A 17,958-nucleotide genomic window follows, 5' to 3' on the forward strand; every position below is an offset into this window, starting at 1 on the left:
TTGCGAAATGATCGCTCGCCTTCAGTTCGCAGAATCGCTCAGCAGCAGCACTTCTGAATCCAGCTGACCATCCAGATCAGAAAGCACTTCATCCACGGCGGAGGCGTACTCTCCTAGGCTGGAACCTCCGGAAATGGCGTCCAAGTCGGATTCCGTTCCTTGGTTGGGTGCTGCTACCAAGGTTGACTCGGAAGCGGCGTCCAATTCAGGATCGCTCTCTTCTGATGCATCGATTCCCCCTGAAACACTTGACTGCAGACTTGCAATCGAACTGGGGAAACTGGCCGGTGGCATCCCATTGAACAAGAAGAACACAATCCCTGCGTCCGAGCCATTCAAGACCCCATTGCCATTGATATCAGAGAAAATCGAGTAGAAGACCTCCCCTGGCTTTTTGTCAAAGGCGAAGTAGATGTTCCCAGCGTCGCTCCCGTTGACCACGCCGTTCTGGTTGGCATCACCGGGATTGACCGAGAACTCAAAATTGAAAGCGAAACCTTCCATCAGGTCGCCTGACGGGAGCGAGTCCCCTGTATTGAACTCGCCATCAAGCTGGGCACCCGAGGTACTCAACACCGTGTCCAGCAATTCCAGACGCAGATTGGCGGCGGGAATTGCCTTGTTCAGCGTGAGGACCAGGGCACCATCCGTGTCAACGAAAGGCGTTCCCACAATGATCGGCGGAGTCCCTGCATTGACGGTGCTGTGCAGGATCACATTCGCGGACGCCCCGGCCACCACGACGGTCGACAGGTCGACATCTTCGGTGAACTGAACTCGCAATTGATTGATACCGCTCCATGGCAACACCTTTGTCTGATTCAGGCCCGTTGGGATGGTGTATCCCTTTCCATCGCCGCTGCCAATCAGATCCATGTCCGCGGCGTCTTTGAAGTCCGGAGCCCAGGTCGTTGAACTCACCTGCACACCTGACACTTGCAGAGTCGCCAGGCTGTCGTCATCCAGGATGGTCCCAAACGCGAGGTCGGACACATTTGCCACAATGCCAACCACACTGGTTGTTGCTGACATCGAGATGCCGAAGACTTCGATGGGCTCAACATCCCCGTTGTCAACGATCGGCACAGCGACGCTCTGAGTCAGGGAACTCAGGGAGTTGAAAGTCAAAGTCGTCGAGGCCGGGAGATTGAAATCACTGCCAAGGGTCGCTGTGAAGGCACTGTTTCCGGAGTCAAGGAAATTGAGTGTGACATCGATATCGCCAGCCGCAGCAGGAATCGCGTTGTCAACCGTCACGACGAAGACAGCCGTTCCGTCATCTTCGTTGACTTCGACATCCTCGATCGTGAATGTGAAGGGCGTCAAGACATCTTCGGTGGTCGTCCCTGCGACGACTCCTCCATCTTGATCGTCCACCTGCCAGTTGATCGTCAATGGTCCAGGTGCGCTGATCACCGATCCAGGGATGGTGAGAATCGGACTGAAACCAAAGTCATCAAAAATCAAATCGCCGTCCCAATCGACGCTGTAAATCAAATCCCCCGTGTCGGAGACAGAGGGATCCGTTGCCAAGATTTGGAAAGATCCGTCCTGACCAACCACAAAGGGGCTCAACGCTGCCGCTTGAGTGACACTGGGTGCGACATTGGCGACATCCAGGTTCTGTGTTCGGCTGTCGAGGAACGACCCAACGGCTTGGAACTGCAACAAGTTGCCCTGCGTGAAGGCGTCGACTTCCAGGTCAGGTGAATAGTCCGAGTCATCGTCGAACACATGATCCACCGTGATCGACAACCCGTTGTTCAGGTCATCAATGTCATCAACATCGTCAACCGTGGTCGTCGTCCCGTCGCCCCAGCGAATTAGAAGCGAAGTCAATGGGTCGACCAATCCATCGGCGTAACCGGTGATCGTCAAGAGGTAGTCACTCGGACCCTCATTGTGAACACCTGCGGTGCTGTTGTCGGACAAGGTCAAAGCGGGGGCTTTGTCCGTGACCACCAAATCGAGCGTTTCGGTGGTACTCTGAGCTCCGCCACTACCAACATTGCCAAGGTCATCGACCGTGAAGGTCAATGTCGCCGTGTCGCTTACCGCGGCACCTGGATCGACATCCCCAACCTCAAAGCGAAGCTCGGTTGCCAGCACGGTGTTGATGTCCGCTTTGGTCCCTGTCAGTCGGATGCCGCCAGCCACCGAAGACTCGGAGACCAGCCCAAGATCGGACGCCAAGCCAACCGCACCATCCGTGGAAGTGATGTCCAGCTGAATGACATTGGAGTTCAATGATCCCGCGTCATCGGAGTCGGCATCATCAACCGAGACTCCAGTGACCGTCAGAACATCGCCTTCGGTCCCCGTGGGCAGACCGGTCGTTGGGATTGTGATCGATGGAGCATCATTGACTGCTTCGTACGTGAAGTCGATCGTCGAAGAGGCGGCATTGCTACCGGTCACGGTGAAGTCGATCGACACCGAGCCAATGAAGTTGGCGTTCGGCGTGAACGTGTATTCACCTGATCCATCCGGGCCTGAAAGAACACCGTCGCTGCCCGCGTAATCGACATCTGTCACTGTGACTGTGCTATCCACATCAGTGGCTTGCAACTCCAATTCAGACACATTGAACGTCACCACCTCGTCTTCGTCGAATGGCCCCAGATTCAAGGCAACCACCGATGTCGGATCGTCGTCTGGCGTCACGGTGAAGGTGATCACGCTGGACGTCGTTGACTCAGCAGGCGTGCCCGCGTCTTCCGCTTTCACCTTGAAGGTTGCCGTTCCGTTTGCATCTGGATTCAGCGTGTAAACCAAGTCGCCAGCGGCATTGATGGTCGGCCCCGATGCGAACAGGCTCGAAGAGCTGTCATCCAAGTCGACGATCGAAAGAGCGACCGCTTCCATCTCATCGGCAGGACCAGCCAACACGTTGCTGACAAAGCCGGCGATTGGTCCGGCGGAGTCTTCGGCGACTGTCGGATCCGGTCCAACGTCAAACGTCGGAGCATCGTTGACCGGGGTGATGTTCACCGCCACGTTGCCAAGTGCGACGTTCGGCATCGCACCGCTGCCGGTGCTGCCGTTGTCGGTGACCGACACGTCAATCGAATCCGCTGGCAAGCCGTTGGCATCTGTGTCGCCGGTGAACTGAACCGCCGAAGCGTTGTCCAAGAAGGTGTTCAACGCTGCCGTGGTGCCCGTCAAAGTGATCGTTGACGTGCCTGTGCTGCCCACGGTGACGCCGCCGGCATCCACTGCTGACAGCGTTCCGCCGCCAGTGGTTGCCAAGGTCACCGTCAGCGAACCGCCACTGGCGTCGACATCGAACAGGTTGATCGCTGACAAGTCAACGTCGCCTGGCAGATCTTCGACAACGCTAACAGAAACAGGCAGCGTACCCAGGTTTTGCGGGGGATCGTTCACTGGAGTCACGATCAACCCAACCGAATCAGAAACCGAACCGGTTCCATCGGCAGCTGTGATGCTGAGTGTGTCGGTACCGTTGTAGTTGATTGTCGGTGTGTACAGCAGGCCATCCAGGGCTGCCGTGATGGCCGCTGGAGTTCCCGAGAAGGTCATTGTCGAGTCCGCTGTGCCATCACCGACAGTGAAGACTAGTCCCGTTGTCGAGGCCAGCGTCAGAACACCGTGGGCGACAGACAGGGTCGCTTCTGGAGATGAATCCACGTCGCTGACCGAGATCGCATTGGAATTTGCGACCGAGAACGTTTTCGAGGAGTCCTCCGCCAGTGTTTCTGCAGCAGGAACGGTAATCGCCGGGGCATCGTCGTCCGCCACCACGGAGATGTTCACCGTTTCCGAAACAGTTCCCGCTCCAGTGCCCGTGTTGCCGTTGTCATCCACATCGATGTCCAGCGTGGCTGGACCAAAGTAGTCCGCATCTGGATTGAACACCAAGGTCGCCAATGCCGCGTTGATGTCCGCCAGCGAACCGTCAAACGTCATCGTTGTGTCACTGTCCCCGTCACCGGTGGCAAATGCCAGTCCAGTGTTGTCCAGTGTCAGCGTGCCATTGGTCGCCGTTAAGGTGACCGTCGCGACCGCCGAAGCGGTTTCGTCAATATCGACATCGGCAATCGAAATGGCATCGCCAGCGGTGAAGCTCAGGGGCGAATCTTCGCCGACCGAGACCATCAAGGGAGCCGTGATCACAGGAGCGTCGTTGGTGGCCGTTAGGTCGACCTCAAACGTTCCCGCGGACACTTCGTATCCACCAACAGGTCCCGCACCGGTGTTGCCCTCGTCGCTGACGAGGACTTCGATCTCGGGAGCAGCCGCCGTGTTGATGTTGTTCTGGTCAGTGGGCCCTTGATACTGGATTTGGCCTGCCGTCGAAAGAATCGCATTCAGGGCCGCTTCCGTGCCGCTGAAGATCAGCGACGTGGGCGTCGACCCCGCTTCGGTGGCGAGCAGTGTCGACAACGTCCCGGCCGAAGCCGTGATTGTCATGGTCATCAAACCGCCTGCGTCATCCGAATCGTCGATTTGCAGCGTTCCGAAGTCCAGGTCTTCGGTGGCATCTTCCTCCATGGAAACGCTGGTTGGCAACGCGCCGGTGAACTCCGGTGGCGTGTTGATCGGTGTGACGTTCAACGAGATCGTATCAACGTCGTTGAGCGCACCTCCCGGTAAGACACTTGAACTGACTCCGGTGTTGCCAAGGTCATTCGTGGTAACGACCAAACTGTCGGGGCCTTCGTAGTTTGTCGTCGGGGTGTATTCCAAATTGGCAAGTGCCAAGTTGACATCGTCAAACGTCCCCATGATCGTCACGGTCGCCGATGCCTCGGCACCCGACGTGATCGAAACACCCGCTGGCAAGGTGCCCAGCGAAAGTGTGCCTTGGGCAACAGTCAGTTCGACTTCCACCGCATCGACTGCCGGATCAACGTCGACATCGGAAACGGTGATCGTGGTCAAAGCCAGCATCCCGTTTTCGTCCACGTCAATCGGCCCCGCCGGCACGGTATTGGTCGGATTGTCGTTGACCGCGATCACGTTGATGGGAATCGTCTCTGTGTCGGTCAAATCACCGCCCGTCAATCCGTTGTTGCCCTGGTCGTCGACGTCGATCGTCAGGGCGTCCATCCCGTTGAAGTTGGCCGACGGTAGATAGGTCAACGTTGCCAAAGCGGCGTTGATATCAGTCAGATCTCCAGTGAAGGTCATCGTCAAATTTGCTACCCCGTCACCGACGGTGAAATCCAAGCCTGTGCTTGTACCAAGCGTCAATGTTCCACTGGCAACGGCCAGGGTGACTTCCAAGTCATCGGCCCCTGCATCAACATCGCTGATCGAAACAGTACCAAAGCCGGTCGGAGTGGTTTCGTCTTCCAAAACCGAAACTGGAGTCACGACGGGACCTGTCATTGGCACGGAAATCTCCGGCGCGGAGTTCACCGATTCAATGGTGATCACAAATGTCATCGTCCCGGTGTCATTGCCACTGTGGGCAGACCCACCGTCATCGGACAGTGACACCGTCACCGTCGCGGTTCCGTTGGCGTCCAACGCGGGCGTGAAGGTCAGCGTCCCACTCCCATCGATGGCAGGTTGAACGGAAAATAGCAATGTGTTGTTGTTCGATACAACGACGGGATCCAACGTCTGAGGTTCCAACACTTCATCGGCCGGACCAACCGAAGCATTGCTCAAGAATCCGCTGATCGAAGCCGCACCGCTATTTTCATTCGCGGTTTGATCACCAAGCAAGTCAAATGTCGGGGCGTCGTTGACGGGGGTGACCGTGACATCGATGGAACCAAGGGCGACATCGGCTCCGCCACCAGCACCGTTGTTGCCTTGATCGTTGACCTTGACATCAATGGTGTCGAATGCAGGTCCGTTCGCATTCAGCACGACATTGGTGTATTGAACCGACGAAGAGTCGCCGAGGAACGTGTTCAGGTCGCCAACGGTACCCGTCAAAGTCAAAGTCGCAGTGCCATCACCACCAACCGTCACCCCACCACCGGTTGTTGCCGATAGTTGACCAGTCGCCGTCGATGAAATCGTCACGACGATTGGGTCGGTCCCCGCGTCGACATCCACCAAGTTGACCGAGGATAGATCCAAGTCCCCTGGTTCATCTTCGTTCACAGTCAATGTGGTTGGGAAACCACCCGAATTGCTGTCGCTCGGATCATCGTTGATCGGATCAACCGTGATATTCACGACTCGAGTGATCGTCAATGGATCAGCGACACCGTTGGTCGTCCCGTTGTCCTGCAACGTGATCGTGAACGTATCCGTGCCGTTGAAATTCAGGTCCGGCGTGTAGTCAATCTCACCACTGAGAAGGTCATAGACCACGGTGCCGTTTGCCGGCTGTGTACCACCAATCAGGGTCAACGACTGAGAGACTTCATTCGCTGGCCCTGGAGTCGCACCGACAAGCATGTCTGCATCTAGCAGCGGAATGTCTTCGTCCGTCGAGTACGCGTTCAATGGTGGTGCGATCGGAAGATCATTGACTTCGGTGACGGTGAAGCCGACTGACCCTGTGCCCGTCAGCGGCGTGCCGTCAAATCCGCTGGCGCCCCCGTCATTGACGGTAGCAGAGAGCGTTTCGGTGCCGTTGAAATCGCCGGTCGGCGAGTAGGTGACGTTGGCAGCCGACAAGTAGGCATTCAAGTCCGTTTGCGATCCGGTCAACGTGATCGTGCCGGTGCCAGAATCAGCGACCGTCACTCCGCCCGATCCAACCGCCGTCAGCGATCCGTTTGCGACCGAAAGTTCCAGGTCCAGTGGGGCCGCTCCGGCGTCAACGTCCGAAACGGTGATGCCAGTGATCGCATTGACAACGCTTGGCGAGAGACTGCCAATGCTGTCTTCGGCAACGTTTGGCAGACTGGCCGGCATCGTCACGGTCGGTGCGTCGTTGACCGCGTCAATGTCAACACTGATCACTCCGACAGTCACATCGAGTGCACCACCGATGCCGGTGTTGCCCAGGTCATCAAATTCGACCGTGATCGTGTCGGCGTCGGTGCCGATCGTGTCCGTTGCCCCGGTGTACTTGATCGCACCCACGCTTTGCAGCAGGGCATTCAAATCGGCCAAGGTTCCACTTGCAGTCAGAGCCTGTGGTGTTCCCCCCAGCGTAATCAAGCCGACGAGCGGGCCGGGAATCGCGATCGAGACCGCACCGTTCCCCGCACCTGTCGTGAGCGTCAGCATGGTCGTTCCAGCACCTGCATCGACGTCACTGATGACAGCGCCCGACATGTCGACTGCCGTGGTGGTTTCTTCGAACACGGTGATATCGGCTGGCAACGAACCCGTTACGGTCGGGCCATCATTGATGCCGTCAATCGAAACATTGACGGTGGCCGCGGTGATCGTCCCTGTTGCTCCAGTGCCCGTGTTCCCCAAGTCACTGAAGTCGACCGTGATGGTGTCGACGTTCGTTCCGACAACGTCCGTGGCTCCTTCGTAGCTAACTGCCGAAGTGTCTTGCAAAAGAGCATTGAGATCAGCCAGCGAACCGGTCAGGACGACCGACGTTCCCGATGCGGAAGCCGTCGCAACGTTTGTGTGTGATGCAAGATCAACGGAGATGATCCCGGCACCGGCACCCGATGAAATTGTCAATTCGGTGTCTTCACTGCCCGCATCAATGTCGGCCAACACAATCGAGGACAAGTCGACATTCGTATCGGTTTCTTCGTCCACGGTGATGTCCGCTGGCGTGCCAGTGGACGTCGGCGGATCGTTCTGCGGCAGAATATCAAGCGACAAGGTCAGATTGGTCACGCTGGGCAACGCAGCCCCGGGGTTGTGCCCCAAATCGTTCGCACTGACCGTGATGTCCACATCGGTGTCGTCGTTCGCGTCTGGCGTGAACGTGACCGCGCCGTTCGTGCCTGCTAGCAACGCATTGATATCGGCTCGTGAACCGGTGACCGTCAACACGCTGGCAGACCCGCTAACGGCTAGCGATGTGCCGGCAACCGAAAGTGATCCTGACGCAGCGGACAACGACAGTTCCATGTCGTCGGTCCCCGCGTCGACGTCTTGCAGTGTGACACCGGACAGGTCGAGTGCGGCACTGTCGTCTTCGCCAACCGTTTGGCCGGTCGGGAAGCTGCCAGTGAAGGTGGGGGCATCATTGACGGGTGTGATATTGATCGGGACGGTTCCCAGGATCACGCTACCACCACCGCCAGCACCCGTGTTGCCGTTGTCCGTGACAATCAACGTCAAGAAGTGTGTTGGCGACCCGTTGGCGTTGAGTGCACCTTGGAACTGGAGTGATCCTGTAGATCCTGCCAAGAAGCTGTTCAAGTTCGCGAGTGTTCCGGTGACGTTGACCGTTGAACTTCCGCTGCCGGTGATCGTCAGTGCAGGATTGGTCACAAACACCTTGCCACCAGCACTGGATGAGAATGTGACGGTCAGATTTCCAAGGCCGACATCCACGTCGTCAAGTTGAGCCGTGTTCAACCCGATGGTCGTTAACACATCTTCGTCAACGGTGATCGTTGCGGGGAGTGACCCGACGAGGTAAGGATCGTCGTTGACCGAGGTGACATTGAAACTGGCGATCGCCGTGTCATTACCACCGTTTCCGTCACTGACCGCGAACGAAAGTTCGACGAGGCCTTTGAAATTGCCAGCGGGCGTGAACGTCCAGTTGGGGCTTGAACCTGAGATCGATCCAGAGCCAGTCACCACGTTGACTGCTGTCACGGTTAACGTGTCGCCTGGCAAATCAATGTCGTCCGTATTGGCCAGCAAATCGATGTCGGTGAAGGTCAACGCGTTGTCTTCGGTCGTGTCCGACAGCGTTACGTCGCCCGCATCGGGATCATCATTGGCAGGGGCAACTTCGATTTCAAAGGTGTGGGTTGTCGAGTCAAAGCCGCCATTGGAAGTCGCACCATCATCGCTGACCACAACCGTCACAACCGCTGTGCCGTTTTGATTATCCGCTAGTTCGTAGGTCAGTTCCCCGGTCACCAGACTGATTGCTGGTTGTCCGGTTGCTGTGAACAAGCTTGAACTATCGTTGGAAACCGCGACGGTGAGCGTCTGGGACGACTCATTCGCAGCCCCGGCATCCAGTCCTGTCAAGAAACCTGGAACTGAAATGGATCCATCGTCTTCCGTATTGGACTGATCAGCCCCCAGTGTGAAGTTGGGAGCGTCATTGACCGCTGCGATGTTGATATCGATCGATGGCAGCGCGACAGCCGCCGCGACTCCATCGCTCAACGAGATGGTAAGCGTATCGCCGGGTGCCCCAAAGTCATCGGCCGCACCCTGATAGACAACCGCTCCAGGGCCATCCAGGAACGCATTGATGGCGGACTTGGTACCCACCAGCGTTACAGTGCTGGTGCCGGGGTTGGTCACCGTCACACCACCGCCAGTGGTGGCCGTCAGGATTCCGGAGCCGACTGCAAGGATCACGGAAAGATTGGTGGAATCCACATCCGCGACTTCAATTGCCGCCAAGTTCAATCCCGATGCAATGTCTTCGTTGACGCTTTGAGCCGCGGGCAACGTCCCCGCATTGTAGGGAGCATCATTGACAGCATTGACTGTGAAGCTGGCGGTCGCCGTGTTGGCCGAAGTCGCCGCCGATGGGGTTCCATCGTCCGTCACCTGGAACGTCAACTCGACCGGCCCGTTGTAATCGGTTGCCGGCGTGAAGGTGAATCCAGTGAGTGCGTCGCCGCTGATCGATCCAGACCCTACCGATATGACTGGCGTGGTCGCGATCAAGTTATCGAATTCCGGATCGGTGCTATTGGCCGTCAATTCGGCGCTGGTGATTGCCAGCGGGGTGTCTTCGTTGGTGTTGGCAAGCGTGACATCGACAGCGACCGGGGCGTCATTGACCGGATCGACAACCACATTGAACGTGCTATCGACCGTCAAACCACCACTGTCCTCTGCGGTCACTGTGACCGTGGTCGCCCCGTTCTGGTTCGCTTGGAAATCCAAGATCAGATCGGTGCCAACAATGTTGGCCGTCACGAGCGAGCCGTCCGCACTGATCGCCGTCAATGTCAACGGTGTGGACATTGCGTCGTCTTCCAAGTCAGCGAATACACCGCTTAGATCAATCGTCACGTCAGCGGAGTCTTCATTCACGGTGACGTCTGTGATTGGATTCGCGACCGTCGGATCGTCATTCACTGGGGTCACTGTGATTGCGACAGTGTCCGTATCAACCAGGACATTGACAACATCGCCGGTGTTGCCCAGGTCGCTGGTGACAATCGTCAGCAGGTCGGCGCCGTTGTAGTTGGCGGTTGGGCTGTAGGTCAGCCCTTCCAACGCTGTGTTGATTGCCAGTGCCGTCCCTTGGAATGTCATCGCCGAATCGGCAGATCCTGTACCACTGGAGAGGAACAATCCACCGATCCCGCTCAACGTCAGGGCACCATGAGACACGGACAGCGTGACTTCCAACAGATTGGTGCCGGCCACGACATCCACGTCCGAAACCGTGATTTCATTTGAAGTGAGGCTTTCGAATGTCAGCGTCCCATCTTCAACAACCGTTTGTGCCCCAGGAACGTCGTTGACCGGCGAATCGTTCACTGCTGCCAAGTTGAAGCTGGCCTGCGCGGTATCCGATCCCATCGGGGTACCATCATCGCTGACCGTGAAGCCCAACACGACAGGGCCGTTGTAATTGGCCGCTGGTGTGTAGGTCCAAACACCAGGACTGGTCAGTGCAATGTCTCCCCCGCCACTGAAAACCACGACCGAACCGACCGACATCGTATCGCCTTCGGTATCCGAAGAACTTGCTAGCAGTTCGGCTTCGGTGATTGTTTTCGCCGTGTCTTCTGTTCCTGACGTGAGCGTCACGTTCCCGGCATCCGGGGCATCGTTGTCCGCCGTGATGTTGATATCGAACATTTGTGCGTCGGCAGTGTCATCGGCGCCGACATTGGCAGTCCCGCCATTGTCGCTCAAGACAACGGTGACGGTCGCGGTACCAAAGGCATCGGGTGCCAAAGTGTAGGTCAAATCACCCGTCACCGAGTCGATCGACGGCTGGACGGTAAACAGCGCGTTGTCGCTATTGGTGACGGTGTAGGTCAGCACCTGCCCACTTTCGTCAGCAGGTCCCGCCGATTGGGCAGAGACAAAACCGGGGACCGTTTGAGGCGCCGCATCTTCGGTCACCGTTTGGCTGCCCCCGATCGTGAAGCTCGGTTCATCGTTGACTGCGGTGACATTGATGACGAACGTTTGCGTGGCTGTCGTGTCGAAACCACCGTTCAGGGTCCCGCCGCTATCCATCAACTGGACGGTCACCGTCGACGTGCCGTTCGCATCCGCAGTTGGCGTGAACGTCAAGTCACCGGTCACGGGATCAATCGCTGGCTGAGCACTGAACAATCCAGCGTTCGTGTTGCTGATGATGGTCGTCAGCGACTGCCCTGACTCGTTGGACGGTCCCTTCGAAATCGCCCCCAAGAAGCCGTTGACGGTCGTGGGGCCGGCATCCTCCAGAACGGTTTGGTCGGGACCGACCGTGAAGCTAGGCACGTCGTTGACCGGCGTCACGGTTACGAATGCGGTGCCCACCAGGCCACTGGCCAGGGTGAACCCAAAGCTGGCGGGCCCAAAGTAATCGCTGTCGGGCACGAAGCGTACGGTGCCACTGCCAAGGTTGAACAGTGTTCCATGGGTCGCGGCAGTGGAATCAAAAGCAGTGATGTTGGTGCCGTCAACGCTGATGTTGAAATCGACCGATTCCTCTTCCAGAACCGTCGCATAGACGTAACCCGCTGTGTTGATCGAGAACGCATCGGTTTCGGTATATGCCGCTTGAACGTTGCCAGCGATGTCTTGGCCGTCCGCGACGGCAATATCGACATCCGGCGTGAATTCATCGGCGTCCGTGACCGAGTAAACCAACGTCAGCGTTGTATCGGCGGCTGACCAAGTGCTGGATGTTTGCGTTGTCGTGCCAGTGATCGACGGGGAGACGAACGAGATATTCGGTGCAACCGCGGTGTCCATGGTGGTGTCGAAGACGATGACAACTTCCAAGCCACTGCCCACATTCGAATCGTGAATCGTGATCGGCGTGGCCGTCACGCTGGTGACGGTAGGCGTGTCCTTGTCCAACACCGATGTGTCGGTTGCAGCGACGCCTTCGTTGCCGAACGAATCGGTCAGGGTCAGGCTGTAAGTCAGATTGCCATTGTTGAGGCTGCTGACGTCAACGGGAATATTGAACGCGGCAGAAACGACAGTTCCCGACGCGACAACGTCTGTTCCACCACCGTCACTGCTGACCGTCAACGTGTAGCCGGTGCCGACCTCAGCGCCTGTCACATCCACGCTGTCGGCGGCCGCTTCGGCCGCGGTCAGGTTGCCATCGCCGGCGGCCATGATTCCATAACCCGCGGGGGCGATCGTATCGATTGCCGATGCAAGAGTTGTGGAGAGGCCCGTCACGGCAACCATCTCGTTGCCCGATCCAGCACCGCCAATGCCAGCGGCGTCTTTGGCACCGGAAATATCGAATTGAACGTCTGCTAGTTCAACGTCTGCATCAACGACGGTGTAGGCGACTTCGTACTTCTTGGGAGTGGCCCAGGAGCCCGAACCAAGCGTCAAAGTCGTGCCAGCATTCGAGGTGACCGTTGGAAGCACACCTGTGTCCATCGGCTCACTGAATGTAACCGTCAGCGTCGCTGTGTTTGAATCATCTGCCTCGCTGATGGCAGTGTCATCCAAAGACAAACTGCTAATCGTTGGTTTCACGCCATCGACTTGCAATCCAGCGAAGTCCTGGTTCAGGAAGTACAGGTTGGTGGCAACTGTTGCCAGGTTGTTGCCGGCCGCATCGGTGATGACGGATCCTTGCAGGAACTCATTGACCTGAACCAAATCGGATCGCAGCCCACGACGACGAACGCCATCTGTGTCCAAATCGCCTTCGACAACCGTGTACTGGAACGTTGCTGAGGTGGCAGTGGAAGACGTCATCGCCATGACTCGATTGTCACCGCCAAATCCACTTCCGAAGAACATGTTCAGTTGAGGCGAACCACCGGTTTCGTCAATCGTCACGGGCTCAGCAAAGTTCACAACAAACTCAATGGTGTCACCGATTTTGTAGGTGCCCAGACCGCTGGTGAGGTTGACCGAACCGACATCGGGCGCTTCGGTGTCAACGGCCTGAACGGCTTGAGTCGCGGCTAGATTGGGATTGCTAGCAGCATCCACTGCCACGCTGGCGGCGACATCGACCGTGATATCCGTGGTTGAGCCAGCATCGGGCGTTACAGCGAGCGTGTACGTGTTGCCGTCGACAGCCGTGAATGTGCCCTTGGTGCCACCGACAACATTCACATCGGATGCGTCAAATCCAGTCATGTCTTCGCTGAACTCAAACGTGAAGATCACATCACCACCAGCGATGTTGGCAACGCCCGCTTCGTCATCAGTGATGGCGACGGAAGGCGCCGTTGTGTCGACCGCCTGTACCGCTTGGGTTGCCGTAACATTGGGATTGCTGGCTGCGTCTGCAGCCACGCTGGCAGCAACATCCACGGTGATGTCCGTGGTCGAATTCGGATCGGGCGTCACAGCCAGCGTGTAAGTGTTACCGTCAACAGCCGTGAACGTGCTCTTGGTTCCTCCGGCAACGACCACATCGGTTGCGTCAAATCCGGTGACATCTTCGCTGAACTCAAACGTGAAAACCACGTCTCCACCAGCGATGTTTGCAACTCCGGCCTCATCGTCGGTGATGACGACCGTTGGAGCAACGGTATCAACGGCCTGAACGGCTTGAGTCGCGGCTAGATTGGGATTGCTAGCGGCATCCACAGCCACGCTGGCGGCGACATCGACCGTGATGTCCGTGGTCGAGCCGGCATCGGGCGTTACGGCAAGCGTGTACGTGTTACCGTCGACAGCCGTGAAGGCGCCCTTGGTTCCGCCGGCAACAACCACATCAGTGGCATCAAAACCAATCACATCCTCGCTGAACTCAAACGTGAAGACCACGTCACCACCTGCGATATTGGCAACGCCCGCTTCGTCATCAGTGATGGCGACGGATGGCGCCGTTGTGTCGACCGCCTGTACCGCTTGGGTTGCCGCAACATTGGGATTGCTGGCTGCGTCTGCAGCCACGCTGGCAGCCACATCCACGGTGATGTCCGTGGTCGAATTCGGGTCAGGTGTCACAGCCAGCGTGTAGGTGTTGCCGTCGACAGCTGTGAACGTGCTCTTGGTTCCTCCGGCAACAACCACATCGGTGGCATCAAAACCAATCACATCCTCGCTGAATTCAAACGTGAAAATCACGTCTCCACCAGCAATGTTTGCCACGCCAGCCTCATCGTCAGTGATGGTGACCGTTGGCGCGACACTGTCATAAGTGATCGATACAATATTGGAAGCAACGCTGTCGTTGTTGGCCGGGTAGTCGTATGCTGCCGCAGCATCAATCTGGACCGTGATCGGCCCTTGGCCGGACGGGACGACAAAGAAACTGTAGTTGTTGCCGCTGCCGCCAAGGGACCCGGGCTGAACCACGCCACCGGTGACCGTGATTTCGTTTTCTTGGAGGCCAAGGACGCTCTCGCTAAACAAGGCTTCAAAGGGGATCGGATTCGCATTGGTTGGACTGCTCTGTGAAGTCGACAAAACGACGGTAGGAGCGACTGCGTCCACCAACACGGCGGTGGTGGATCCAACGGAAACCAACGTGTTGTCTGCGGCGTTTCCGTTAATATTGGCGTCTTCCAGACCCGCGGACAGCGAATCGACCTCGATGCCGTTTGTATCAAGCTCGCCCGTCATGACCGTATAGCGGAACGTGGCTGTTGAACCGGAGACTGGGCCCAACAAGCTAGCGGAAACCGCGGTCGATCCGATCGTCAACCCAAGCGTCGGTGTTCCCGATACCGAAATGTCTTTATCGAAAGTCACCGTAAAATCGAGGGCGTCACCCGCGACATATGTGTTGTTGGCGGGGACCGCAACCGAGGTGATCACGGGCGCGGCAGTGCTTATCGTGACGTCAGCAAACTCTAGATTTTCAAAATCGGCGACCGTATCCGTCCCGTCGGTGCCAACGGTGTCAGCAACCGTGATGTCACCCGATGCCATCGTCAGCGTGTAATCCGCCAGGTTGCCGCTGAAAACAGCCGTTTCGTTGCTGGTTACTGAGCCGTTCAGGTCGTCATTTCCATCGCCGCCGGTGACGCTAATCGGCCCCGTGTACTCGGAGCTGATGTCCGACAGATTGATAGTGTCCGCACCAGACCCGCTATTGGTGATACTGAGCGTGGCCGTCGGGATCAGGAAATCGACCGACTCGCCGAATGTGTCTGAATCAATGAACAGGTCGAAACTGGGATTGGACGAAGTGGTCAGCGAAATCGTTTCGGCTCCGCCGGCAAAGTCAAACACTCGATTCGCGATGACCGCCGCATCTGTGATTGGCTCCAAACCGGTGTAAGTGATTGTGGATCCGCCATCGATCACGACACTGCCATCGCTTTCTGTGACGAAGTTGTGCGTTCCCAAGGTGTGAGACGTACTGCTAGAGTCGATGATCTCCAGCGTGTCGACTCCATTGAGTCCACCCTCGAAGACAACATCGATTGGACTTGTGCCGTCGGTCAAATCACCGATGTCAATCGTCAGCAGATCGCTAACATTATCCTGCCCAGTGACACTGATACCCTCGACATTGGAAGCGACGTGACTAGTGATGAGAACTGGATTTCCACCAGCGTCTTCGCCGTAGAATTCAATGTTGCCCGCGGGTGACTTGAGGACCGTCACATGACCATTGCCGGTCACGAACAAAGCTGCACCGAGTACAACCGACTCGGAAACGTCGCTCAAGTTGATCGTCACCGTTTCGGCAGCACTTGTCTGCCCGGCCGAATCGTCAACGGTGACCATCAGATCAAACGACGGCTGAAACTCGAAGTCCAAATCATCAGCATCCGCGATCGTAATTTCACCACTGGAGTCGATTGCAAATGGAAGGTTTGAGTCGCCATCAATATCAAGATTGCCCCCCGCGATTTGCCAGTTTTGCAGGCCAGACGTTTCCGTCGCAGTAAGCAAGAAAGGAGCAGAGAAGTTCGCTGAATGCTCTTGAACAGAGATCGCAGCGACGGAATCGATGACGGGGGCAACGCTGTCCTTCGTGCTTGAGTCACTGGCGGTCGCTGTATTCCCGCCGTTGTCCGATGCCACAATCGTGGCCGTGATGGGGCCATCGGCAAACGAACTCAAATTGACTGTGTCCGATCCGTTTGTGACTGTTAACTTGGTGCTGGTCGTTCCATCACTAAAAGTGACTTCCGCAGTGGCATCGCTATCTAGTCCAGATACGGTAAACCCGACTGACGCCTTCTCGCTGTCATCGATGTATTCATCAGTATCGCCAATCGTGACAGTCAGGTCGCTGTCGACGTCAGCGGTTGGGTCGAAGGCCCAGAAGCCGGGATTAAAGCTAGAAACCAAACCGCCAGAAACGCCCGCACCTGTCACACTGTCGTAATAGGTTGATGCTGGCATCCACCCACTGCCGGCGTCAATTTCGAATGTGACGTTGACCTTAAACTCGTCGCTCCCATTAAGGGTAACTGGGAGCTCAGCCCCCATATCGTTTTCCATCGCCGTCCGCGCACCCACCCATGAACCGCCACTCTCAGCGGTCAGGGTGAGCCGACCGAGCACCGTATAACTCACGACGCCGTTGGATGTCGTTTCTACAGGCACACCTGAACGCACCCACGTAGCAGACGAACCGGCTGCCGAGGCCAGGTGGGTTGAATCGAAAGGTACCGCGTTACTGAACTTTGCGAGACTAAAAACGGTATCACCATACCCGGACCCTTCTGAAATCGCCCAACTGAAATCTTCCAAATCATCCTTGAACGGGTTCGCCGAAAAATCATAGGTAAAAGTACGACCGCCAGGGTGCGCCGGACTCACGCCGCTTGCCGAGAATACATAGCCGCCAGGGATCGGATAAGTCGGATGATTGCTATCGATCGTGAAAGTGATCGAAGCTTCAGAGGCTAAAACAGCCGCCGCCGCGTCGGTGATTGAGTCGGAATCATCAGCGACGACATGTGCTGTGAAAGTTCCGTCCGCTAAGCCAAGTGGCGTAACCGTATCACCAATCGCCACATCGCTATCGTACTGAACAACGTTGCTGGAGCTGTCCAGTAAAACGAAATCCACTTTCGTGTCACTCGCGTCCGTTGAAAACTCAAATGATGGTGTCTTATCTCCTACGGTATCACCATTCAACGGAGTGTTATCCCAGCTGTTGCTCCCGGAAATATCCGCTGCAAGCAATTGTCGTTGCTCAAGCATTTCAGGACTTAGGCGGTTGCGTGTTGTGCTTTGCCTTCTATTGGCTTTACGACACTTAACCTTCTTCTTGTGCTTCAAGCTCAAGCCAAACGGCAACATGGCAGTGAAGGGAACCGTGGTTCGCTTTTCAATCGAGACGACAAACGGCGGGTTGGTGATGAAGTTCCAAATCGCCAACATGCCCAAACCGATCTTCGTGATCCAGCTGCCGCGGAAGGCGTCGCGATAACGCTCGATCCGAGCTTTTTGACGCTCGATGAACATGGACTTGCGTTCGTTGGCTTTGTGCTCCCAGCGATTGAAACGCTCTCGCATTTTCTGCATGCGTGCGACCGAGGTGTTCTGGGTGTTGCCGGCGAAGTTGTGATGACTGGGGCGAATCGACATGGGTATTCTCTGATTATGAAAGTCAAATGCATGGGGGGATGAAGCCTGGAGCGTTGGGCAAACGGCAGGCTTTGATTAGCTGTCGACGAGAATTCAACACTCGTCAGCGGTCGCGAAGCGAATTTTGGCGAACGCGGCCCCTCACTTGGGGACAAATCGTTCGGACACGCCTCACTCACGTGCCGCCCCGAGGCGGATGAGGCGGCCGGAAGACTTGCCAGCGTGACTGGCAGATTGGCCCCTGCGAGAGCG

1 protein-coding gene is annotated in these 17,958 nt (G+C 56.8%); it reads right to left on the minus strand.

The window, feature by feature from the left end; translation table 11 throughout:
• Nucleotides 1-21 precede the first annotated feature (21 nt).
• Nucleotides 22-16,512, minus strand: coding sequence for a beta strand repeat-containing protein (locus tag RISK_RS26150; protein WP_160311508.1), 16,491 nt, complete (start codon nt 16,510-16,512; stop codon nt 22-24).
• Nucleotides 16,513-17,958 lie beyond the last annotated feature (1,446 nt).

This window comes from Rhodopirellula islandica, assembly GCF_001027925.1.
Taxonomy (GTDB): Bacteria; Planctomycetota; Planctomycetia; order Pirellulales; family Pirellulaceae; genus Rhodopirellula; species Rhodopirellula islandica.

Bases quoted from the DNA above. Each gene is read 5' to 3' on its own strand.
- RISK_RS26150 (WP_160311508.1), bottom strand. From the start codon at position 16,512: ATGCCAGCATCAACCTATTACGACAGTGTGACAGGTGCGGGCGTTTCT.